Origin of the sequence: Leptolyngbya sp. Cla-17 (assembly GCF_016807185.1) — a bacterium.
Lineage (GTDB): Bacteria > Cyanobacteriota > Cyanobacteriia > Leptolyngbyales > Leptolyngbyaceae > ULC077BIN1.
In genome coordinates, this window is the sequence record NZ_JAEVYN010000001.1 from 1,103,717 (window position 1) to 1,124,985 (window position 21,269).

Sequence of the window (21,269 nt, forward strand, 5' to 3'; positions counted from 1 at the left end):
CCTACCCATCTACAAGTTTAATGTTATGACTTCTGAAATCCGCATCTTGATGTGTGCCCCTGACCACTATGACGTGGACTATGTGATTAACCCGTGGATGGAAGGGAATGTCCACAAGTCTTCTCGCGATCGCGCCGTGGAACAATGGCAAGGGCTGTTTCAAGTGCTCAAAGAACGGGCGATCGTGGATCTGGTCAAACCTGAGAAAGGCGTGCCGGATATGGTGTTTACTGCCAACGCTGGCTTGGTGCTGGGTAAAGAGGTGGTGCTTAGCCGCTTCTTCCATAAAGAGCGACAGGGCGAAGAACCGTTTTTCAAACAATGGTTTGCGGATCAAGGGTTTACGGTGCATGAATTGCCCAAAGATTTGCCGTTTGAAGGGGCGGGAGATGCCTTGCTCGATCGCGAAGGACGCTGGCTATGGGCGGGGTATGGCTTCCGCTCTGAACTCGACTCCCATCCATATCTAGCAAAATGGCTGGATGTAGAAGTGTTATCTCTGCGGCTAATGGATGAGCGCTTCTATCACCTGGATACTTGCTTTTGCCCACTGACCGGTGGCTATCTACTGTACTACCCGCCTGCATTTGATTCCTACTCCAATCGCTTGATCGAACTGCGGGTGCCGGAAGCAAAACGCATTCCCATTGGTGAACCGGATGCACTCAACTTTGCCTGCAATGCGGTGAACATTGGCAATGTATTGGTCATGAATCAAGCCAGCGATGAGCTAAAGCGCAGGCTGAGTGCAGCAGGCTTTGACGTCGTGGAAACGCCATTGACGGAGTTTCTAAAAGCGGGGGGGGCTGCAAAATGTTTGACCCTGCGGACGACGGAACCTGTGCTGGCGGATATTCACGCTAGTGGCACGGTAGAAAGTCGGGTGGTGCGGATGGAAGGACACTTGCTGGATGCAGGCTTGATTAATCAGACGCTAGATTTGGTGGTAGAAGGCGGTGGCAGCTTCCAAGTGTTGAACTTCAACTTGGGCGAACAGCGGCAAAGCACCTCCTCGGCTGAAGTGAAAGTAACGGCTCCTTCCCATGATGTGATGGAAGCGATCATGTCGCAGCTCATCGACTTAGGGGCACTGCCTCGGATTGATGAGCAGTGTGACATTCTTTGGGAGACGGTGGTCCAGGATGGTGTGGCTCCTGATGATTTCTATGTATCCACGATTTATCCGACGGAAGTGCGGATCAATTGTGAATGGGTGCAGGTGCAAAAGCAGCGGATGGATGGCGCGATCGCGGTAGATATGACATCAGGCACACCAACAGCAGTCTGTCGATTATTGCGAGATTTGAAAGTGGGCGATCGCGTGGTCGTGGGTGTGGAAGGCATTCGCACAGTTCGCAAACCCGAATCGCGTGACACTCGCAGCCAGGAATTTAGCTTTATGGGGGCAGGAGTTTCCAGCGAACGGCGGGTAGAACTGGTGGTGGAGCAAATCGCCTGGGAAATGCGCCAGATCCGTGACCATGGCGGCAAAGTAGTGGTCACGGCAGGTCCTGTGGTCATCCACACCGGCGGCGGCGAACACCTGTCTCATCTAATTCGTGAGGGCTATGTGCAGGCATTGCTGGGCGGCAACGCGATCGCGGTTCACGACATGGAGCAATCCATGCTAGGCACCTCTTTAGGCATGGATATGAAGCGCGGGGTTTCCGTACGGGGCGGACATCGCCATCACCTCAAAGTGATCAACACCGTTCGGCGGTATGGCAGCATTGCCAAAGCCGTGGAAGCCGAAGCGGTCACCAGCGGCGTGATGTATGAATGCGTTCGCCATAATATTCCCTTTTCGCTGGCTGGCTCTATTCGAGATGATGGTCCCTTGCCCGATACCGAAATGGATTTGATTAAAGCGCAAGAAGCTTACTCTCGCTTGATCGAAGGGGCTGACCTGATTTTGATGCTGTCTTCAATGCTGCACTCGATTGGGGTGGGCAACATGACTCCGGCTGGCGTGAAAATGGTTTGTGTGGATATCAACCCGGCGGTGGTGACCAAACTCAGCGATCGCGGCTCCGTCGAATCTGTAGGTGTCGTCACCGATGTTGGCTTGTTTCTCAGCTTGCTGATTCAACAACTCGATCGCCTGACTCATCCCTATCAAGTTGCTCAACGGGTGTAGCGTCAAAAGCCGGAAGACAAACTTTTTACCCTCTTCCGGCTTTGATTTAGGTTTACATATAGCAAAATACATTGTCCCAATTTTTAGCCCATAGAAGTCTGGCTTCAGGAGATTAAGGCAACTGATTGCTGGGCAAAATTAATGTTTGACTTTGGGATAGAGCCAACCCGCGAATAGTTTTGTCATGCGTGGCATCGCAACATAGGTCATGATTGCAACCATGAGCAGCGTCACCACCAAGGTTCGTAAGAATAACGGAAGCGGATTGATCAACGGCACAATCAACAGGTTAATCAAACTGATCAAAACATAGATGGTTATGCCTGAAATCACCATCATTTTGTAACGAGGCGGTGGCGGCACGCTCGGTTGTTGGGGCAGGGTGAACCAGGTTTCTAAACCCGTGAGAATTGAAACTTGGCTAGAGCCAACCGTGAGATGCTTGGCTCGCTCGAGCAGCTTTTGGCGAATAGCAGATGCTTCCCACTGCTTAAGATGGCTAACGCGATCAAACTTAAACACAATGCGATATTCAGGATTAGCATGATCGCTGGGGCGAAAGACATTCACCCCTAGATGGCCTTCAAAACCTTTTGCGGCTTCAAGCAGGTCAGTCAAAACGACTTCAAATGCGGCTTCACAACCTGGTTTTACTCGCTGGAGAATATCAATGGTTGTAGGCGGGTCATGACTCAGATTTTCAACATTGCTCATGGCAGAGATCAGGGTTTGCATTTGCTAAATTAGTGGATGTCCTGCAATGCCAATGTCTAATCGCATCACTTTAGCGGATTCGAGTCCGGTGGATGGCGGCAAGGACATGCCCCCATTGGTGACAACATAGAGATTAGTGCGATCGTCACCCTGCCCAAAGGCAAGCGCTGTGCTGCCGCTCATCCCCTGTGCGGCTTGGGCAATGGTGGTCATGCAACCATCAGGTGTAATTTTGATCACGCTGTTGTAAATATGAGTGGTGCCATATAGATTGCCATCCTGATCAAAGGCAAAGTCATCTAGATTGACGGGTTGCAGGAAAATCTCTGGCTCACCAGGTTGACCATCTAGTTGAATTGGGATTTTAACAAGCTGCATCTTTTCGGTATTTGAGGCATAAAGGACATCTCCGTAGATCTTTAACCCATTCACCGCCGGAAATTCGCTGTCGGAGGAACTACGGGCAAGGTCGGGATGTTCTAACCAAATTCTGACCGTTTTTTCGGTTGTATTCAGTTCCCAAATGGCTCCTCGGTAAGAGTCGGCAATGAGGTAGCGATCGCCCATGAGCGGCGTTAACCCATTCAAGAAAATGGCATCCGGCATGGTTATCAGTACGGTGGCTTCTCCTTGGGGTGAAATCGTGAAGACAGTGGGGACATCTTTATCATTCCATGCAGTCAGCAACAAGTTGCCAGCGGCTGTAAAGGCGAGTCCTGTTGCTTTACCCGCGATTGCCGCATGAACAACGGGCAATCTCTCTGCTTCAATCCGAAAGATCTTACCCTCTAAATGGCTAGTAACAAACAGAGCACCACCAGGGCCAATAACAATGCTTTCCAAGAATGTATTAACAGGAAATTCTGTAATTTGATGGGCATCTACAAGAGCAAGAGGTGTTTCCGCAAAAATAGGGGGCAACCCAAACGTATCAGTCATCTAGTTCCTCTCAATCAAACTTAGTTAAAGGACAGCGTAGCAACTGAATCCTGTTTCATCTTTCCAAATCTTTGAAAAATTGCACATTAGAAAGCAAGGGCACACTGGGTAAAATTTGAGTGCAAGGCGCTTTTCTAGAAGTGATCGTCTAAGAAACATTAGACATTGCAGCGGTTTAACAGAACTTACCCAACGAACTAGCTGAACTATATCCACTCATTAAGCGCAATGCTGTGTTCTATCAGACGCTCCTCACGATCGCTGCCTAACCCTTGGGCTTAAGGTTGAACAAAACCACCAATTGATTAGATTGGGAACTTTTACAAAGAATCACTCATCTGAGGGGTCAGACCCCCTAGCCCGAAAAGGTAGGATAACGTCAACGACTCAGTGTTTGAAATAATAGTGAATTTTCGACAGTGAATTGTTCGGATATTACTTCATCCCCTGTGTGTTAGGTAGTATGACCTATTTATAAAGTGTGGAACCCTCTGATGGAAAACTTTGCTTACACCTACTGGAATTGGAACAAAGAAATTGAACAGTGTGCTACGGCACCGATCGCGTCTGGTGATTCAGCCAAAACAATCGAGAGCGATCGCGACTTTTCTGATAGTCAACCGAACACTTGGCTAAATTCATCCATCTCAGACAGTGCCAGCTTAGAATTTGATGCCCAGGCTTGCCCTACCTATTTTTTGATGTAGTAATTGGCTTAGAGCGGTCGATATACTTGATAGTTAATGTTTGGAAAGATATTATCGATCGCTTCCACCTTTTCCACCCAACCTGAATCAATCTTGCTTTGCAGGATATCTTCGTAGAGTTTCTGAAACCGCATCAAGTGCGATCGGGTCCGTCGTACTGCATAGGGCACCATTGTTCCCGTCCGCATAATAAACGCCCAATCAGAAGATTGCGCCAGCAACAGTTCACGCGCCGCCTGGTTGAGTGCTTTACGCTCCAGTTCATCGACTGCTTCCCGCTTTGCCAACTCAATCATTCGCTCGGTTGCTTTGTGCAAATGAGGATAAATCCAGGCATTGGTTTCATTCAGCCAATATTCATGAAAGCCCTTGTAACCCCAGCTAGACTGTGCCGGATGAATCATCTGTTGAGTTGGATTTTCCCGCAGGTAATCCGCCAAATGAGTCATTTCATAGCTGCCTTGATCAAACCAGGTTTTGCGAAACAGATAATCTAAAAACCAGGGACCTTCATACCACCAGTGCCCAAAAAGTTCCGCATCATAGGGCGACATAATAATCGGCTTGCGCTGCATAATGCCATAGAGATGCTCCACCTGCCGCGCTCGATTAACCATAAAGTTTCCCGCATGTTCAGCAGTTTTTTCTCTGGCCCAGTAAGGATCGTAGAGTTCCTTGTCGCTTAACCCAAAGCCTCGTCCAGTGATTTTGTGATACTTAATGCCCACATTTTTCCGCTGACCGTTGGGCATGACGTAGGGTTTAATGTACTCGTATTCCGCATCCCAGCCCAAATCGCGATAAAACTCTCGATATTCAGGTGCACCCGGGTAGCCCACCTCCGACGACCATACCTGCTGAGACGATTCGTGGTCGCGCCCAAAGGCTGCCACTCCAGATTGAGTGTAAACAGGGGCATAGGTGCCAAAGCGAGGACGAGGGCGACCATATAAAATCCCGTGCCCATCGGTGAGAAAGTAGCGCAATCCGGCATCTGCCAGCATCCGCTCCACACCCTCGTAGTAACCGCATTCCGGCAGCCAAATGCCGTTGGGTCTGCGCCCAAAGTTTTCTTCGTAATGCTCACACGCGACCTGAATTTGCGCCCACACCGCCTGAGGATACATCTTCATCAGCGGGAAGTAGCCGTGGGTGGCACCGCAGGTGATGATTTCTAGGTTATTGCTGTCGGCAAATTGCTTGAAGGCTTTGACCAGGTTGCCGTTATAGTGCTCCCACGTGGTGCGAACCTGATTGAATTCTTTAGCGTAGTGTTCTGATAAATACTTTAGATGCCCGTTGAAAGCATTCCGTGTCGCTTCCAGTTCGGTCAATTCTTCCAGCTTGGCAAGATGTTCGTTGTAACGCTCTTGCAAGAGAGGATCGAGCAACATAGAGATTAACGGGGGGGTCAAACTCATGGTGAGCTTGAAGTTTACTCCGTCGCGCTTCAAACCTTCAAAAACCTGAATTAGGGGAATGTAGGTTTCGGTGATGGCTTCAAATAACCACTCTTCTTCGAGGACGTAATCGCTCTCTGGGTGCCGCACGTAGGGCAGGTGAGCATGAAGAACGAGCGCGAGGTAGCCAATACTCATAAAAACAGGTGAAACGGAAGGGGCAAAGAGTAATTGCCAAAATTGTAAGGCGAAATGGGAACGAAAAGCATTTAGGGATATATGCAGTGTCTGGCGGATGGTTGGCAGAATCGTAAAGTCTGTTTGCCCCATCCTGACTCCCTTAAGGTGGAGCCTATTTCACTTGCTTAAGAATTGCATACTACTTCAAAAAAAAGTTGCTACTTAAAAGTTTGCGAGTATTTTAGAAGTGCATTTTTACTTCCTGCTTTTAGCATCTTTTATGGTGACTCAATCCCAATTACTCAATCTGGCAAAACAGGGAAATCCTCAAGCGATCGCGGCACTAATGAACCTGGTGTTGGAGCCAAAAGGAGTCACAACAAGCGCTGAATTGACCGATGATTGCTTGTTGATAGTGGTGCAGTCAGAAAAGCCATTAAATCGAGCGGCGATCGTTAATTTCATTCGCAGCGGCATTGGATCACTAGGGGCAAAATCCATTCGCACTGTCAAAGTATGCGCTCAAAAAGCAGGGGAAGCGCCGCTATGGGTAGAAAAACTTCAACTGGGAAATCCTACTCCTGGTGAACCAATTCCCACCTTAGATTTATCGAGCCAAGGCTTAAAGTCACACTCTCTTCGTGCTGCAACTAGCACTTCTTCTTGGACGCAACGAATCATTCAGCGAGTCTCTAGCAATGCATTGATCAATAGACTGTTTCTTAAAGCAGGCTTGACGATGCCAAAACTGCCTTCAGCGATCCCTCTCTCGATGCCAATGCCGCCAATGATGCAGCAGTTGCTTTTGCAAATTAATCCCTCAAATCAATGGATGGTGCTGGGTGGAATGGCAGCGATCGCCTTTGCTTCGGGCGGTGTTGTGGCAGCTGTAACTAATGTTGCTATCTCGACGCCAACTTCAACTGCCCGTGCCGTTACCAAGCAATCTTTTGCCGCAGCAATGGTACCAGCGGTAACTTATCCTCAGCACACGACTCAATCCCTCACCGATCTCACCATTGCGGTGCAACAGAACGAGGTAAAAGACTACCTGACTAAAATGAGCCAAACGCAACAAGCGTTTTATCAAACGAATGGTCGTTTTTCTTCTAGCTTGGCTGCGTTGGAGCAAGCTTCCATCCCTAAAAGTGATTACTATGCTTATAAATTGACGGTCATCGACCAAACTCAAGCAAGGCTAACTGCGGTTCCTAAAACCGAAAAGCTGAAAAGCTATGTCAGCGCAGTGCTAGCTAATTCAGTGAATAACAGTGCTGCGGGAATGACAACCATACTGTGTGAAAGCGCCCAACCCTCGACCCTGGCACCTGCCGCCCCTGAAATTTTGGGTGGCGCGATCGCGTGTGAAGCAGGCTCAACCAATGTGGTGAAATAAGGCGAGCGATGAGAGATAAGGAGTCAGGGACGACAAAAAGTTAGAACTCAAAACCTCAAAGTCTCTCCAAAATATTTTCTATGAAAACGCTTCGCGCTGGCAAAGCCGGTTTTAAGCACTTACGAAACTCGAAACTTTTTCTCTCCGACTCCGCACTCCCTACTTCCCATATAATACGGAATTGCGGAAGGCAGTACTTTTTGACCAGATTAAATTGCTTGAATCCAATCAAAGCCCACTTTGCCTTGAACTATCACAGGATGCTGCATCAACCATTGGCACCGCTTGACTAAGACATCCTCTAAAGCATCAAGATTGTCAAACACTTGATTAGCGATTGCTTCGCGCAGCAAAGACCAGACACATTCAGTGGGTTGCAGTTGGAGGGTATAGGGCAATAGCGGGTAGAAGAAAATGCCGGGGGGCACCTGAAGTTTTTGGCTCATATGCCACGCGGCCTGATCAACCAATAGAATGATCAACTGCTGACGATGGGGATTGACCTGAGCCGCAAATAGCTCTAACGCCATCTGCATCATGGAGACATTGGCACGGGGCAATAAAAGGAAGTAGCTCGCTCCAGTGGCAGGATGGACAAAACCATAGGTGTAGACCCATTGATAGCGGCGAGAATGATGCGCTGATGGGCGTTCTCCTATGGGTGCCCAAACCCGCCTGACAATGGGTTGCAAGCCTAATCGAGCTTCGTCTTCCGCCCAAATTACAATCTCCCGATTGGGAAACAACGAGCGCAACCACGCCACATGACCTGCTAATCCTGCTTTGAACTCTGCTTGCTGCTCAAGGGTTGCGCTTTGATGATGCACCGGACGCGGCACCTGCAAGCTCAACCCCAAACGTCGTAGATACTTCCAGGCTGTTGAGGGGTGTAAGCAAATGCCAAAGTAGGTTTCGATATACTCCCCAACTTTCGGTCCACTCCAGAGTCCGCCATCATCCGGGGCACTCTGTAAGCGTTGCCGCAATAGCCGTTGCTGTTCATCACTTAAAGCCAACCGATTGCCCCCAGGGTTCAAGCGTTGCCGATTGACTAGTCCGACCGCACCCTCGGCGTTGTAGCGACGGGCAATTTTCCGCACTCCACTACAACTGAGTCCACAAATCTCAGCGGTTTGTTCGATGCTCATCGGAGTCTTTGGATGACTGAGCAATCGAATCACCAACCAACGGTTTTTCTCGCCAGCATCTTGGCACTGAACATACCGCTGAGTTAGATCTGCGTAGTCTAGATGAGGGCTAATTTGAGTGCGGGGTCGAGGCATGGACAGAGTACCTTTTTCATCTTGCTAAATGATACTCCCCTACTCAATTCCGTATAAATCTTTAGATGAATCTCAGGCAGCCTTCCTAAAATGGAGCTACAGCATGAGAATAAAGTGCAATGGAAAGCTTAATTGGTTTATTATTTGGCGCACTGATTTTGGCGGCAGGTGGAATCAAGCTCGATCGCGAATATCAACGGGGAGTGATTTTTCGATTAGGGCGATCTCGTGGCGTTCTCGGACCCGGCATGTATTGGATCATTCCCTGGGTTGACCAAAAAATGCAGGTTGATGTCCGCACTAAAACGGTCAACATCGAGCCGCAGGAAACCGTCACCGCCGATAGTGTAACCATTCGGGTGAATGCTGTTCTCTATTACCGCATTCTCGACCCCGCCAAGGCGATTAACCGAGTAGAAAGCTACGAAATGGCGGTTTACCAAATCGCGCTTACTACTCTTCGCAATGTGGTTGGGCAAAACATTTTGGATGATGTGCTGCAAAATCGCGACAAAATCAACGTCAAAGTGCAGGAAATTGTAGATGAAATCACCGAGCCGTGGGGCATTGTGATTGAACGGGTAGAAATGAAAGATGTAGAAATTCCAACCAGTATGCAGCGGGCAATGGCAAAAGAAGCCGAAGCCATTCGTGAAAAACGGGCGCGGATCATCAAAGCCGCTGCTGAACAGGAAGCCTCTCAAAAATTGGCACAAGCGGCTCAAACCATCAGCGCCAACCCTACGGGTTTAGAATTGCGTCGCCTGCAAATGCTGACCGAAATTGGGGCTGAAAACAACACGACTACTATCGTGATGATTCCTTCAGATTTCGTGAATTTGGCGCGGCACCTATCTCAAACAGAACCCAACGCGGCTCTCACTCAAATTAATCGTCCCTTTAATCCAGAGGTGTTGATTAATAAACCTGTAGAGGAGAAGACAAAAATAGAAGAGGAAGGATAAGGAGTAGAGTCGTGATTGACGAGTGGCGCTTGACGAGACAAAGTTCACTGGATTTGATGCACATTGGCTTCCCAATTTTCACCGTTGAATGGAGTGATGCGAAATTGGGACAGTACGTTTTTATCTAAACAGCGCAGGTTGACATCCATTTTATGAGGATGCGATCGCGGACGATAAAAAGCGTGAATTCCACAAATACGACAAAAGAGATGCTTCGCAATGCCCGTGTTGAAGGTATAAGTCGTTAAAGCATCTTCACCCTGTAGCAAAGTAAATTGCGCCAGCGGCACAATCAAATGGAGAAAACCTTTTTTTCGGCAAATGGAACAGTTGCAATCTGAAACCTCGTCTTGTTTGGGGTTTGCCCTCACCTGGAACCTCACAACCCCACAATGACAGCCACCTTCATAACTCACTAGGTCATTCATTTGCGTCATCAGATTTCCTTGTTATGAACCGATAAAAAGCGAACTAATGAGGGAACATTAAAAGCGAGAGACAACGGAGGATTGCATCTCTGTGGCTCGTACAACGTTAACATTCAGAGGATTTGGGTTGTGCAAGCGACGAAACAACAGCAAATTATGGGGTTCTTTATCGAGGAAGCGAAAGAACACCTCGATACGATCGAACAAGGGATGCTAAATCTAGAGGCAACCTTGGCAGATTCTGAGCAGATGAATGAAGTATTTCGAGCGGCTCATTCGGTAAAGGGCGGTGCGGCAATGCTCGGCTTTGACAGCATCCACCGAACTGCCCATCACTTAGAGGATGCCTTTAAGATTCTGAAGGACAATCCGGTCAAGCCCGATCGCCAGCTAGAAAACTTGTTTCTAAAAGTGTTTGATGTGCTCAAAGAACTGGTTGAAGCGCTTCAATCTCCATTTGGTTTTCAGGAGGCGCAGGCTGAGCAGATTGTTCAAGATGCACAACCAGCTTTTGTAGAAGTTGAAGCTTACTTGCATCATTTAATCAAAAATAGATCAAATAAAGCAGCTTCTGCCATTAAGGTAAGTGCTGAAGCGCCTGCATTCATTAACGCGGCTTTAAGGAAAATGTTGCAGTTGTTTAAACAGGGCGACACGCCAGTTTGCCGTCAGCAACTATCGACCCTTTGTAAGCGCATGGGGCAACTCAGCAATTGCTCAGCTTGGCGAGGATTATTAGGGGTGTCTGAAGGAGCGATCGCCAATTCTCAGAGTTCTTATTCTGTGCTGGCACCGCTAATCATTAAAGAAATCAAGCTATCCGGTGATTTGCTAGTTGCGGGACGATCAAGCGAAATCACTCCTAGCAGCAAACTGCGACAGCTTGCTCCAACGGTTGCTTTTGCACTCACTACAGTCGCTCAATCCACGACTTTTCCCGCTGCTACGATCGCCTCAGAGCAAAACGGGTCAACCCGAACTCAACAGATTTCTATTCCTTCAGAACCTCGTGCGGCGGCTAGAGCGTTACTAGATGCTTTTAACAAAAAGCAATTGATTGAAATAGCAGAATTTTTGATGAAAGCGATTCAGTAATAAAGTGTTGATTGATTAATAGAAAAGAAAGAGGGAATTACTCCCTCTTTCTTTTTAAGTCTGGATTATTAATAAACCAACGGACTAAAGCGATCGCATAAATCCACTGTTTAGTAAGCCAGACCCATACTGCGAGTCGTTTCAGCACCTAGATACACACGAATGCTAAGGAAATCGGTTGGACAAGCCGTTTCGCAACGTTTGCAGCCCACACAATCTTCCGTTCTAGGAGAAGAAGCAATTTGCCCTGCTCTACAGCCATCCCAGGGAACCATCTCTAGGACATCTGTAGGGCAAGCACGAACGCATTGGGTGCAGCCAATGCAGGTGTCATAAATTTTGACGCTATGAGACATGTTATTAAAGGCTCCAATGATTGCTTGACACTTCGCAATATTTATTAGCCCATCGGATCGACAGCATAGTGCTGCCAAACTTTGGATGAACGTCAGTTTACCCCAACGCCTGAGACACGCTCGACGAAAGGCTGCAAAAGTTTAAACAACGTAATAGAGAAGTTAGCCAATCATCCATTGCCAACCCTTACATGAAAATAAAGAATGCTAGTCTATCTGAAAAACCCTTGATATGATATTGGCGACTTAAAACGAGTGGAGCATTGACTCGACATGGCTACTGCAACGGTTTTGAAGTTTATGCAGAAAACGGCGGAAGATGAAGCTTTGCGCCAGCAGCTTGAAACTCTATTGGGCGTTGGAGATGGCAATATTAGCAGCGAAGCAGATTTAGATCCGGCTGAATCGGAGGCGTTGAAAGGTGAGCGTGCGCCAGTAGTTGCGGAGTTTGCTGCGCAAAAAGGCTACTCATTTTCTGTAGATGAATTGGTGACGGTCGTGGATGCTTTTCAAAAGCATCAGGCTGGCGAAATGTCAGATAGCGATTTTGCAGCGGTGTTAGGGGTCTCTTTTTCTGCTCAGACTAATGAAGCAGGAATGCTTAGTGCTGCAAAGGTAAAGAACTGGTTTATGAGAACTTATCTTGGCGCTCGATAATTTGCTCATTCAAATTTCACCTATCGCATAACGGCTTTAGCTTCTATTTATAGCTATTGCCATGTTTAGCCAGGTGGATTTTGAATACAGTATTTCTTTCAACGACACACCTGACTCAAAACTTAGAACTCTAAAATCTGCCATCTTTATATAGCCCAAGTTTTTTGAGAACGGGACTTGTTGAGACAATGTGGCGATCTAAGCCGAGTTGTTGGGGGCTAACACCCAATGCCAGCGCTACCAACTGGGGTAAATGCAAAATGGGTAGTCCTAATTTGGAGCCAATCACTTTTTCAACTTCGGGTTGGCGAGAATCTAAATTGAGGTGGCACAGAGGACAGGGAGTGACAATACAATCGGCTCCAGCGGCGATCGCCGCTTGGATGTGTCCCCCTGCCATAGTAAAAGACTGTTCCGTTGCATAGCTAGCAAGAGGCCATCCGCAGCACTGAGTCCGCCCCGGAAAATAAATCGGCGTGGCACTTACTGCGCGAAACACATTTTCCATCGACTGTGGATTGTATGGGTCATCATAGGGAATATGATCTTGGGCACGCAGCAAATAGCAGCCATAGAACGCAGCACAGTTTAGCCCTTCCAGTTTGCGTGTCACTTTTGCTTGCAACGCCTCCAAGCCATAATCTCCGACCAGTGCCCAGAGAATGTGTTTCACCTCACCGCTGCCTCGATAGGGCGAACACCCTTCTTTTTTGAGCAATCCATTCACCTGTTCAACGTAATCTGGATTCTTTGCTTGAGCGTCTTTTAAGCGCTCATCTACATGACCGAGTACGCCCTGACAGGTGCTGCAATGGGTTAATAGGGGCAGGTTTAGTTCCTCGGCGAGGGCAAGATTACGGGCATTCACGGTGTCTTCCAGCAGTTGAGAATCTTCCTTGAAAGTACCGGAGCCACAGCAGGAGGCTTTTTTCAGTTCGACTAACTCAATGTCTAAGGCTTGAGTCAAGGCTTGAGTGCTTTGGTAAAGTTCTCGGCAAGCTCCTTGGGCGACACAGCCAGGAAAATAAGCATATTTCAAAGGATTCAGCGACATAAGAGAAAAGGTTGGGCGCAATGGTGATTTTTTAAGCAGTGTCCTAGTTTCTGACTAAGCAACGATTATTCTGAAGGTTTTTATGGTCAATGTTGTGATCTGAAATCTACCAGATTCTCAAAATTCTTGCGGTGTTAAAACTAGAAAGCGTCCACTCTCCTTCAGAGCGATCGCGCTTTCAGCTTAAGATGGTGGAATGCTTAAATATAGATATATCTGGAATAAAGTGTCATCAGCGCTTAAACCAGTTATGTCTGGGCATCATTGTACACACTCCGGCATGAGTTTATTGCCACTGCATTCAGCGAGGGAGCTTATGAGCGAAACCGAAATTTTCAATAAAGTTCAGAAAATTGTGGCTGAACAACTGGGAGTTGACACTACCAAAGTGACTCCTCAAGCTAGCTTTGCTAACGACTTGGGAGCTGATTCCCTCGACACTGTTGAGCTAGTTATGGCATTAGAGGAAGAATTTGACATTGAAATTCCTGACGAAGCGGCTGAGGAAATTGCTACCGTACAATCGGCAGTGGACTATATCAGTAACAAAGCTACTGCATCTGCCTAACCAGATATTGGGTAATGAGTTATGAGTGTTGAGTTTCCTGAGACATCATTTCAGACTAAAACTCAGCTTTCATAACTCAGAGCTTTTTGAGGTTGGGTTTATTAATTTTTACGTTGAAATCATGACAAACGTTGTTCGTAAGCGCGTTGTCGTCACTGGGCTTGGCGCAATCACCCCAATTGGAAATACAGTGGGTGACTATTGGGATGGCTTAATGAGTGGACGCAACGGGATCGATTCCATCACCTTATTTGATGCTTCTCGCCATGACTGCCGGATGGCTGGGGAAGTGAAAGGCTTTGATCCATTAACTTATTTGGATCGCAAAGAAGCGAAGCGAATGGATCGCTTTGCCCAGTTTGGCGTATGTGCTAGTAAACAAGCGATCGCTGATGCTCAGTTTGTGATCAACGACCTGAATGCTGAACAAGTCGGTGTGTTGATTGGTACCGGCATTGGTGGCTTAAAAGTGTTGGAAGATCAGCAGGAAATTTACCTGACCAAAGGTCCTGATCGCTGTAGCCCCTTCATGATCCCAATGATGATTGCCAATATGGCGGCAGGGTTAACCGCCATTCACACGGGAGCTAAAGGACCTAATTCTTGCTCGGTGACAGCCTGTGCGGCGGGTTCAAACGCGATCGGTGATGCGTTTCGCCTGATTCAGCAAGGATATGCCAAAGCCATGATCTGTGGGGGTACAGAAGCAGCAGTCACTCCTTTATCGGTTGCAGGGTTTGCGGCTTGTAAAGCTATGTCTACTCGTAATGATGATCCTGCCCATGCCAGTCGCCCTTTTGATAAAGACCGGGATGGCTTTGTTTTGGGTGAAGGGTCAGGTATTTTGATCCTAGAAGAGCTGGATAATGCCCTAGCACGCAACGCTCGGATTTATGCGGAGATCGTGGGCTATGGCATGACCTGCGATGCCTATCATATGACCTCTCCAGTTCCTGGGGGCGAAGGGGCAACCCGCGCTATCTCCTTGTGCCTCAAAGATGGTAACCTCACTCCTGACCAAGTAAGCTACGTCAATGCTCACGGCACCAGCACCCCCGCAAACGATTCCACAGAAACGGCTGCAATTAAGAAAGCGTTAGGCGACTCTGCTTATCAGATTGCCGTTAGCTCAACGAAATCGATGACAGGGCACTTATTGGGCGGATCAGGCGGCATTGAAGCGGTTGCAACAGTGATGGCAATTGTAAACAACCGTATTCCTCCCACCATTAACTTGGTCAATCCTGATCCGGCTTGTGATTTAGATTATGTGCCTAACCACAGCCGAGAGCAGTTTGTTAACGTAGCGCTATCAAATTCTTTTGGGTTTGGGGGGCACAATGTGACGCTTGCATTCAAGAAGTTTGTTGCCTAATAGTTTGTAGGGCGAGCAGAATGAGTCTTGCTGGCTGATTTGAAGAATTGTTCAGTTCCCGCTCAAGCTATTAGTTTTTCCAATAGGGATTATTGCTTACCGTCTCTAATGATGGGATGATTAGGCAAAGGAATATCGGGTGGCTTGTCTTACCCAGCGTCTTATTTATCAACGTTTTAACGCTAATTCATCACTGAGTAGGAATCATGGCTGTCGTAACTCAATCACTTGAAGAACTTTGTATTAATTCAATCCGTTTCTTGGCGGTAGATGCTGTTGAGAAAGCAAAATCGGGGCATCCTGGGCTACCCATGGGTGCAGCTCCGATGGCATTTGTGCTGTGGGATCAGTTCCTGCGGTTTAATCCTAAAAATCCGCAGTGGTTCAACCGCGATCGCTTTGTGCTGTCAGCGGGTCACGGCTGCATGCTGCAATATGCCCTCATGTATCTGACTGGATACGACAGCGTTACCATTGATGACATTAAACAGTTCCGCCAGTGGGGATCGAAAACACCTGGACATCCTGAAAATTTTGAAACTCCCGGTGTGGAAGTGACCACTGGACCCTTAGGACAAGGGATTGCCAATGCAGTGGGCCTGGCGATTGCCGAAGCCCATCTTGCCGCCAAATTCAACAAGCCCGACGCAACCCTCGTTGACCACTACACCTACGTCATCTTGGGCGATGGCTGCAACATGGAAGGAATTTCTGGCGAAGCTTGCTCCTTGGCAGGTCACTTGGGTCTGGGCAAACTGATTGCACTCTATGATGACAACCACATCTCGATCGACGGCTCTACCGACATAGCCTTTACCGAAGATGTCTCCAAACGCTTTGAAGCCTATGGTTGGCATGTGTTGCATGTCGAAGATGGCAACACAGATTTAGCAGGAATTGGTAAGGCGATTGCGGCTGCAAAAGCCGTCACCGACAAGCCAACGATGATTAAAGTTACCACCACGATTGGCTACGGTTCTCCTAATAAAGCAGGCACCGCAGGTGCGCACGGTTCGGTTTTTGGCACCGAAGAAATTAATCTGACTCGTGAAAAATTAGGTTGGGAACACGAACCCTTTGTGATTCCTGAGGATGCATTGGCGCACACCCGCAAAGCCGTTGAGCGTGGCGCTAGCCTAGAAGCAGAATGGGAAGCAACCTTAGCACAATATAAAACTAAGTTTCCTCAAGAAGCCGCTGAGTTTGAGCGCTTAGTCAGCGGTAAACTGCCTGATGGTTGGGATAAAGTTTTGCCTACCTACACTCCCGAAGACAAAACCCTGGCTTCCCGCAAACATTCTGAAATCTGCTTGAATAAGCTGGCTCCTGTTTTGCCGGAACTGTTTGGTGGCTCGGCAGACTTAACCCACTCCAACCTGACTGAACTAGAACACAGCGGAAATTTTCAAGCAGGGCACTATGAAAACCGCAATCTTCACTTTGGCGTGCGTGAACATGGCATGGGCGCAATCTGCAATGGGATTGCCCTCCATGGCTCTGGCTTGATTCCTTACGGTGCAACTTTCTTAATCTTTACCGATTACATGCGCTGTTCCATTCGGCTCTCCGCACTATCGCAAGCTGGTGTTATTTGGGTGATGACCCATGACTCGGTAGCGTTGGGTGAAGATGGTCCCACGCACCAGCCTGTGGAAACGATCGCGTCTCTACGAGCCATTCCTCAACTCACTGTTTTGCGTCCTGCTGATGGCACTGAAACCTCTGGAGCATACAAAGTCGCGGTGCTGAACGCGAATCAAAATCGTCCAACCTTGCTGGCGTTGTCTCGTCAAGGGTTGCCAAACTTAGCTGGATCGTCGATTGATGGTGTGGCAAAAGGAGCTTACTCGGTGATTGACTGCGATGGAACCCCTGACATCATTCTGATCGGGACGGGGTCTGAAGTGAATCTTTGCGTCAAAGCGGCGGAGCAACTTACCGGCGAAGGGCAGAAGGTGCGGGTTGTTTCGATGCCATCTTGGGATCTGTTTGAAGCCCAAGATGCCGCCTATAAAGAATCCATTCTTCCTAAAGCAGTGAAGCGGCGCGTGGCGGTGGAAGCTGGAATCACTATGGGTTGGCATAAGTATGTCGGCGATCAAGGCGCAGTGATTGGCATCGACTCCTTTGGCGCTTCGGCTCCAGGTGGCGTGTGCATGGAAAAATTTGGTTTTACCTTAGAAAATATGTTGATTAAAGCAAAGGCAGTCTTAGCAGCAAGTTAAGTCACCTTTCACAAATTATCAAAATCAAAAAGGGCGTATAACCTACGTCCTTTTTTGTGCTCCGACAATGATTTTAGTTCGAGAAAAGCACTGTCTTAATAGTTTGATACCCCGTATGCCAATACTCCGCCTATTAGATAGTCGTCACGTGCCATAACCAGCGTTGCGCCGCAATGTTATACGGAATTGCGGAAGGCAGTACTTTTTGACCAGATTAAATTGCTTGAATCCAATCAAAGCCCACTTTGCCTTGAACTATCACAGGATGCTGCATCAACCATTGGCACCGCTTGACTAAGACATCCTCTAAAGCATCAAGATTGTCAAACACTTGATTAGCGATTGCTTCGCGCAGCAAAGACCAGACACATTCAGTGGGTTGCAGTTGGGGGGTATAGGGCAATAGCGGGTAGAAGAAAATGCCGGGGGGCACCTGAAGTTTTTGGCTCATATGCCACGCGGCCTGATCAACCAATAGAATGATCAACTGCTGACGATGGGGATTGACCTGAGCCGCAAATAGCTCTAACGCCATCTGCATCATGGAGACATTGGCACGGGGCAATAAAAGGAAGTAGCTCGCTCCAGTGGCAGGATGGACAAAACCATAGGTGTAGACCCATTGATAGCGGCGAGAATGATGCGCTGATGGGCGTTCTCCTATGGGTGCCCAAACCCGCCTGACAATGGGTTGCAAGCCTAATCGAGCTTCGTCTTCCGCCCAAATTACAATCTCCCGATTGGGAAACAACGAGCGCAACCACGCCACATGACCTGCTAATCCTGCTTTGAACTCTGCTTGCTGCTCAAGGGTTGCGCTTTGATGATGCACCGGACGCGGCACCTGCAAGCTCAACCCCAAACGTCGTAGATACTTCCAGGCTGTTGAGGGGTGTAAGCAAATGCCAAAGTAGGTTTCGATATACTCCCCAACTTTCGGTCCACTCCAGAGTCCGCCATCATCCGGGGCACTCTGTAAGCGTTGCCGCAATAGCCGTTGCTGTTCATCACTTAAAGCGATTTTCAGATAAATAAGCCACAGTGAGCGAACCAACCGAGCGCGTCATCAGCGGAAATACAGTCATTGATAATTTTGCTCAAGGCTTGGTCGAGTGCTTCACGGGTTCGAGCCTTAGCCGAGCGCAAAAGTTGCTTCAGTTTTGACCAACACAATTCAATGGGTGAAAGATCTGGTGAATAAGGGGGCAAAAATACAACTTTTGCCCCCACCGCTTCAATTGCCTCTCGCACTACTACGGCATGATGAACAGGTAAGTTATCCATGACAATAATCGCTCCTATCCACAGTTGAGGAATCAAAATCTCCTGGATGTAGAACAAGAACACCTCAGTATTGACGCTACCGACAAGGCTCATCGTGGCAATCAAACCATCGATACTCATCCCTCCGATTAACGAGATATTCTTTCCTTGATCGCCAGGAGTTTCACTGTCGTACAAGCGTTCACCGATTGGGGCGCGACCATAGAGCCGAGTCATGCCCAGATGGATGCCAGTCTCATCAATGAAGACCAAGTTACGCGGGTCTATCGTGAAACTCCACATCCGATGAGCAAATCGTAAATCTTTGACTCGTTGCGTGTCTTGTTCAGAGGCAATCAGTGTTTTTTTTGACGCTTAACTTGAGCTTACAGACAGTTCGTTGCATGGTCGATACACTCACCTCCACCCCGGTTGCCCTTGCAAAGCGCTCACACAACTCTTCGAGCAGGGCATCCGGTTGGGCCGTAACCAACGCTTCAACGATGGGCAACTGTTCTTTCCCTAACTTGGCAACTGCTCCTCCCCCGTGGGGCTTGGGTTGCACGGTGCCCGTTTCACGATGGTGTCGTCTCAGATCTCTGATGAAGGATAAACTCACCTTAAAGCGCTCTGCCAGTTGCCGCTGTGACCCTTCTTTGGCTTCATACGCTGCCATAATTCGTTGACGTAAATCGACAGATAAGGCGGCTGGCATAGGCGACAATTTTGATATTGCATTGGTTGCCTCTTAGACTGGCAAATTGTGGCTGACTCAAGCAAGAACCGCTGTAAAGCCAACCGATTGCCCCCAGGGTTCAAGCGTTGCCGATTGACTAGTCCGACCGCACCCTCGGCGTTGTAGCGACGGGCAATTTTCCGCACTCCACTACAACTGAGTCCACAAATCTCAGCGGTTTGTTCGATGCTCATCGGAGTCTTTGGATGACTGAGCAATCGAATCACCAACCAACGGTTTTTCTCGCCAGCATCTTGGCACTGAACATACCGCTGAGTTAGATCTGCGTAGTCTAGATGAGGGCTAATTTGAGTGCGGGGTCGAGGCATGGACAGAGTACCTTTTTCATCTTGCTAAATGATACTCCCCTACTCAATTCCGTATTAGATAGACTAAATTTATACCTCGTCTGCTTCAGCCTCTACAGCCTGCCAGCGCTGAGCTTGACGATGACGCTCGTATATACGCCCAGCCGCGCCACCTTTATAGCAACGGACGGAAGACTTAGGACAAGGGTCAATTCACAAAGCTCACGGGTGTTGATGTTCATCACCAATCTGTCCTAACACACCCGGCGACAGCTATAGGTGCCATTCGCTACTCGGTAGTGCATCAAATAATGGTGGGGTAGGTAACGAGTTCGTGCCACGTCCAAGATGTGTGGGCTAATCCTGCTCGTGGCGCTGCGGTCGTCTTCAATCGGCTATGCTGCCAAATCCAGTTGAAATAACTCACCACTAATCGCGCTGTTACCTTCGTTTGCTCCCACAGCTTGCCAAACTTATTCTGTCTGCGATGCCATCGTCCGGTTTGTTGTCGAACAATGCCATTGGTTCTCTCCAAGCGTTGGGTCTTGTCTTTGCCAATATGGTGCAAAATTTCGGGAGGCAAGACTCGCACATAGCCTCCCCAATCATCGCTATTGAAACGTTTACAAGCGGTTTTTCCTTCACTGCTGACCACTAATTCTTCGATCAATTCATCCGTGTGCTTTCCTACTCTAGCGGCCAGAATTAGCCCACTCGAATCTGCCAAGCTCACTGCAATCCAACAATCTCCCGCTTCTAGCTCCTGGGGCAGGCATTGCTTCTGTTTTTTGAAACAAACGACCACAACTCATCCGCACTTACTTCCCCGGTTTGTACAGCTTGCACCTCGGCGTTGTGAACCAACTGAGCCTGCTGACTCGCAGCGCGAACAATGCTCACGACAGTGTTGTAGGCAAGCAAGCTCGTTCGGCTAATTCCTCGCAAACTACTACCCTCACTATGCGCCTGTAGCACCTGCCGAATCTGTTCAGGCGTGATGTGGCGATGATAATACAAGGTGTCAAACCGTTCATTGAATGTTTGCTTGCATTGCGGACAGAAATACCGTTGGCTACCATTGGGTGCTCTACCATGTTTATGAGTGCTGGGATGACTGCACAGACGGCATTCCATAAGTCTTGCTGGGGAGTAGTTATCCCTCTACTTTACCCAACCCACTACATTTTGATTCACTACCCGCTACTCCGACCGCTCATCCAAACCATTGGATGTGGCCAAATCGCAACTATTTTTACGACGTTGTCTAGCATCGTTCGACCAAATACTGTCAAGATTTGGCACGATTTAAGAATGTTTACGATTCCTTTTACAGTCATAACCCCTAAAGGCGGCACCCAGATTCGAACTGGGGGTAAAGGATTTGCAATCCTCTGCCTTACCACTTGGCCATGCCGCCATACCAGACAATCAATATATCAAGTTTAGTGTTCATTTGCCTACAGATAGCGAGAATTGAGGCTCG

At 48.3% G+C, this 21,269-nt stretch carries 20 protein-coding genes, 1 tRNA gene and 1 pseudogene; 9 read left to right on the forward strand and 13 right to left on the reverse strand.

What is annotated here, in order from left to right:
- The first annotated feature begins 25 nt into the window (after window positions 1-25).
- The gene (locus tag JOY44_RS05040; protein ID WP_171572607.1) at window positions 26-2,137 is read left to right on the forward strand and encodes a TIGR00300 family protein; all 2,112 of its coding nucleotides are present in this window, start codon (window positions 26-28) and stop codon (window positions 2,135-2,137) included.
- A 138-nt stretch (window positions 2,138-2,275) separates the two neighbouring features.
- On the opposite strand, the gene JOY44_RS05045 is transcribed toward JOY44_RS05040, so the two are convergent.
- The gene (locus JOY44_RS05045) at window positions 2,276-2,872 is read right to left on the reverse strand and encodes an antibiotic biosynthesis monooxygenase (RefSeq protein ID WP_197984965.1); all 597 of its coding nucleotides are present in this window, start codon (window positions 2,870-2,872) and stop codon (window positions 2,276-2,278) included.
- Between the two features lie 3 nt (window positions 2,873-2,875).
- A complete protein-coding gene (locus JOY44_RS05050) occupies window positions 2,876-3,790 on the reverse strand; it encodes an SMP-30/gluconolactonase/LRE family protein (protein ID WP_171572608.1) in 915 nt (304 codons plus the stop codon).
- A 494-nt stretch (window positions 3,791-4,284) separates the two neighbouring features.
- Between JOY44_RS05050 and JOY44_RS05055 the strand changes: the two genes are divergently transcribed.
- Complete coding sequence (locus tag JOY44_RS05055) at window positions 4,285-4,497, forward strand: hypothetical protein (RefSeq protein WP_171572609.1); 213 nt, start codon at window positions 4,285-4,287, stop codon at window positions 4,495-4,497.
- An 8-nt stretch (window positions 4,498-4,505) separates the two neighbouring features.
- Here the strand turns inward: JOY44_RS05055 and JOY44_RS05060 are convergent, their stop codons facing one another.
- Window positions 4,506-6,095: a glycoside hydrolase family 57 protein gene (locus tag JOY44_RS05060; protein WP_171573708.1), complete on the reverse strand. Its 1,590-nt coding sequence runs from the start codon at window positions 6,093-6,095 to the stop codon at window positions 4,506-4,508.
- 262 nt (window positions 6,096-6,357) lie between these two features.
- On the opposite strand from JOY44_RS05060, the gene JOY44_RS05065 reads away from it, so the two are divergent.
- Window positions 6,358-7,473 carry a type IV pilin-like G/H family protein gene (locus JOY44_RS05065; protein ID WP_171572610.1) on the forward strand — a complete coding sequence of 372 codons (1,116 nt, stop codon included), beginning with the start codon at window positions 6,358-6,360 and terminating at the stop codon, window positions 7,471-7,473.
- Between the two features lie 209 nt (window positions 7,474-7,682).
- On the opposite strand, the gene JOY44_RS05070 is transcribed toward JOY44_RS05065, so the two are convergent.
- Complete coding sequence (locus JOY44_RS05070; protein WP_171571797.1) at window positions 7,683-8,756, reverse strand: IS630 family transposase; 1,074 nt, start codon at window positions 8,754-8,756, stop codon at window positions 7,683-7,685.
- Window positions 8,757-8,875: 119 nt separating this feature from the next.
- Here JOY44_RS05070 and JOY44_RS05075 point away from each other — a divergent pair, with 119 nt between their 5' ends.
- Entirely contained in the window at window positions 8,876-9,721 is an 846-nt protein-coding gene (locus JOY44_RS05075) for a slipin family protein (protein WP_171572611.1), read from the forward strand.
- Window positions 9,722-9,765: 44 nt separating this feature from the next.
- On the opposite strand, the gene JOY44_RS05080 is transcribed toward JOY44_RS05075, so the two are convergent.
- The gene (locus JOY44_RS05080) at window positions 9,766-10,158 is read right to left on the reverse strand and encodes a GFA family protein (protein ID WP_171572612.1); all 393 of its coding nucleotides are present in this window, start codon (window positions 10,156-10,158) and stop codon (window positions 9,766-9,768) included.
- Between the two features lie 120 nt (window positions 10,159-10,278).
- On the opposite strand from JOY44_RS05080, the gene JOY44_RS05085 reads away from it, so the two are divergent.
- Complete coding sequence (locus JOY44_RS05085) at window positions 10,279-11,244, forward strand: Hpt domain-containing protein (protein WP_197984967.1); 966 nt, start codon at window positions 10,279-10,281, stop codon at window positions 11,242-11,244.
- A gap of 110 nt (window positions 11,245-11,354) precedes the next feature.
- Here the strand turns inward: JOY44_RS05085 and psaC are convergent, their stop codons facing one another.
- Entirely contained in the window at window positions 11,355-11,600 is a 246-nt protein-coding gene (psaC, locus tag JOY44_RS05090; protein ID WP_171572613.1) for a photosystem I iron-sulfur center protein PsaC, read from the reverse strand.
- A 273-nt stretch (window positions 11,601-11,873) separates the two neighbouring features.
- Here psaC and JOY44_RS05095 point away from each other — a divergent pair, with 273 nt between their 5' ends.
- A complete protein-coding gene (locus JOY44_RS05095; protein WP_171572614.1) occupies window positions 11,874-12,257 on the forward strand; it encodes a hypothetical protein in 384 nt (127 codons plus the stop codon).
- 130 nt (window positions 12,258-12,387) lie between these two features.
- On the opposite strand, the gene JOY44_RS05100 is transcribed toward JOY44_RS05095, so the two are convergent.
- On the reverse strand, window positions 12,388-13,311 hold the full coding sequence (locus JOY44_RS05100; protein WP_171572615.1) for a CoB--CoM heterodisulfide reductase iron-sulfur subunit B family protein: 924 nt from the start codon (window positions 13,309-13,311) through the stop codon (window positions 12,388-12,390).
- A gap of 316 nt (window positions 13,312-13,627) precedes the next feature.
- Here JOY44_RS05100 and acpP point away from each other — a divergent pair, with 316 nt between their 5' ends.
- The 3 genes from acpP (at window position 13,628) to tkt (ending at window position 17,479) form a co-directional block, all read left to right on the forward strand.
- The gene (acpP, locus tag JOY44_RS05105; protein ID WP_171572616.1) at window positions 13,628-13,879 is read left to right on the forward strand and encodes an acyl carrier protein; all 252 of its coding nucleotides are present in this window, start codon (window positions 13,628-13,630) and stop codon (window positions 13,877-13,879) included.
- A 121-nt stretch (window positions 13,880-14,000) separates the two neighbouring features.
- Window positions 14,001-15,254, forward strand: coding sequence for a beta-ketoacyl-ACP synthase II (gene fabF, locus JOY44_RS05110; RefSeq protein WP_171572617.1), 1,254 nt, complete (start codon window positions 14,001-14,003; stop codon window positions 15,252-15,254).
- A 206-nt stretch (window positions 15,255-15,460) separates the two neighbouring features.
- Window positions 15,461-17,479 carry a transketolase gene (tkt, locus tag JOY44_RS05115; protein WP_171572618.1) on the forward strand — a complete coding sequence of 673 codons (2,019 nt, stop codon included), beginning with the start codon at window positions 15,461-15,463 and terminating at the stop codon, window positions 17,477-17,479.
- Between the two features lie 214 nt (window positions 17,480-17,693).
- Here the strand turns inward: tkt and JOY44_RS05120 are convergent.
- The 6 genes and pseudogenes from JOY44_RS05120 to JOY44_RS05145 form a co-directional block, all read right to left on the reverse strand.
- Window positions 17,694-18,503: pseudogene (locus JOY44_RS05120) on the reverse strand (IS630 family transposase); the annotation flags it as partial.
- Complete coding sequence (locus JOY44_RS05125) at window positions 18,503-19,045, reverse strand: IS630 family transposase (RefSeq protein ID WP_203031937.1); 543 nt, start codon at window positions 19,043-19,045, stop codon at window positions 18,503-18,505. The pseudogene JOY44_RS05120 and the gene JOY44_RS05125, both read right to left, overlap by 1 nt.
- A gap of 43 nt (window positions 19,046-19,088) precedes the next feature.
- Entirely contained in the window at window positions 19,089-19,418 is a 330-nt protein-coding gene (locus JOY44_RS05130; protein WP_197984968.1) for a helix-turn-helix domain-containing protein, read from the reverse strand.
- Window positions 19,358-19,807 carry a helix-turn-helix domain-containing protein gene (locus JOY44_RS05135; protein WP_171571755.1) on the reverse strand — a complete coding sequence of 150 codons (450 nt, stop codon included), beginning with the start codon at window positions 19,805-19,807 and terminating at the stop codon, window positions 19,358-19,360. Before JOY44_RS05135 ends, JOY44_RS05130 begins: the two co-directional genes overlap by 61 nt.
- A 283-nt stretch (window positions 19,808-20,090) precedes the next feature.
- Window positions 20,091-20,920, reverse strand: a protein-coding gene (locus tag JOY44_RS05140) for an IS1 family transposase (protein WP_171572536.1) whose coding sequence is annotated in 2 segments (ribosomal slippage) — window positions 20,091-20,576 and window positions 20,579-20,920 — 828 coding nt in all. Because the reading frame shifts where the segments join, the coding sequence is not laid out codon by codon here.
- 212 nt (window positions 20,921-21,132) lie between these two features.
- Window positions 21,133-21,203, reverse strand: a tRNA-Cys gene (locus tag JOY44_RS05145).
- Between the last annotated feature and the right edge of the window lie 66 nt (window positions 21,204-21,269).

What these genes read in the sequence shown, in the direction of transcription:
- JOY44_RS05045 (WP_197984965.1), bottom strand. Translation starts at nt 2,872, where the DNA reads ATGCAAACCCTGATCTCTGCCATGAGCAATGTTGAAAATCTGAGTCAT.
- JOY44_RS05135 (WP_171571755.1), bottom strand. Translation starts at nt 19,807, where the DNA reads ATGCCTCGACCCCGCACTCAAATTAGCCCTCATCTAGACTACGCAGAT.
- JOY44_RS05125 (WP_203031937.1), bottom strand. Translation starts at nt 19,045, where the DNA reads ATGTGGAGTTTCACGATAGACCCGCGTAACTTGGTCTTCATTGATGAG.
- JOY44_RS05055 (WP_171572609.1), top strand. Translation starts at nt 4,285, where the DNA reads ATGGAAAACTTTGCTTACACCTACTGGAATTGGAACAAAGAAATTGAA.
- JOY44_RS05100 (WP_171572615.1), bottom strand. Translation starts at nt 13,311, where the DNA reads ATGTCGCTGAATCCTTTGAAATATGCTTATTTTCCTGGCTGTGTCGCC.
- JOY44_RS05040 (WP_171572607.1), top strand. Translation starts at nt 26, where the DNA reads ATGACTTCTGAAATCCGCATCTTGATGTGTGCCCCTGACCACTATGAC.
- JOY44_RS05075 (WP_171572611.1), top strand. Translation starts at nt 8,876, where the DNA reads ATGGAAAGCTTAATTGGTTTATTATTTGGCGCACTGATTTTGGCGGCA.
- JOY44_RS05080 (WP_171572612.1), bottom strand. Translation starts at nt 10,158, where the DNA reads ATGACGCAAATGAATGACCTAGTGAGTTATGAAGGTGGCTGTCATTGT.
- psaC (WP_171572613.1), bottom strand. Translation starts at nt 11,600, where the DNA reads ATGTCTCATAGCGTCAAAATTTATGACACCTGCATTGGCTGCACCCAA.
- JOY44_RS05095 (WP_171572614.1), top strand. Translation starts at nt 11,874, where the DNA reads ATGGCTACTGCAACGGTTTTGAAGTTTATGCAGAAAACGGCGGAAGAT.
- acpP (WP_171572616.1), top strand. Translation starts at nt 13,628, where the DNA reads ATGAGCGAAACCGAAATTTTCAATAAAGTTCAGAAAATTGTGGCTGAA.
- fabF (WP_171572617.1), top strand. Translation starts at nt 14,001, where the DNA reads ATGACAAACGTTGTTCGTAAGCGCGTTGTCGTCACTGGGCTTGGCGCA.
- JOY44_RS05050 (WP_171572608.1), bottom strand. Translation starts at nt 3,790, where the DNA reads ATGACTGATACGTTTGGGTTGCCCCCTATTTTTGCGGAAACACCTCTT.
- JOY44_RS05060 (WP_171573708.1), bottom strand. Translation starts at nt 6,095, where the DNA reads ATGAGTATTGGCTACCTCGCGCTCGTTCTTCATGCTCACCTGCCCTAC.
- JOY44_RS05130 (WP_197984968.1), bottom strand. Translation starts at nt 19,418, where the DNA reads ATGGCAGCGTATGAAGCCAAAGAAGGGTCACAGCGGCAACTGGCAGAG.
- JOY44_RS05065 (WP_171572610.1), top strand. Translation starts at nt 6,358, where the DNA reads ATGGTGACTCAATCCCAATTACTCAATCTGGCAAAACAGGGAAATCCT.
- JOY44_RS05070 (WP_171571797.1), bottom strand. Translation starts at nt 8,756, where the DNA reads ATGCCTCGACCCCGCACTCAAATTAGCCCTCATCTAGACTACGCAGAT.
- tkt (WP_171572618.1), top strand. Translation starts at nt 15,461, where the DNA reads ATGGCTGTCGTAACTCAATCACTTGAAGAACTTTGTATTAATTCAATC.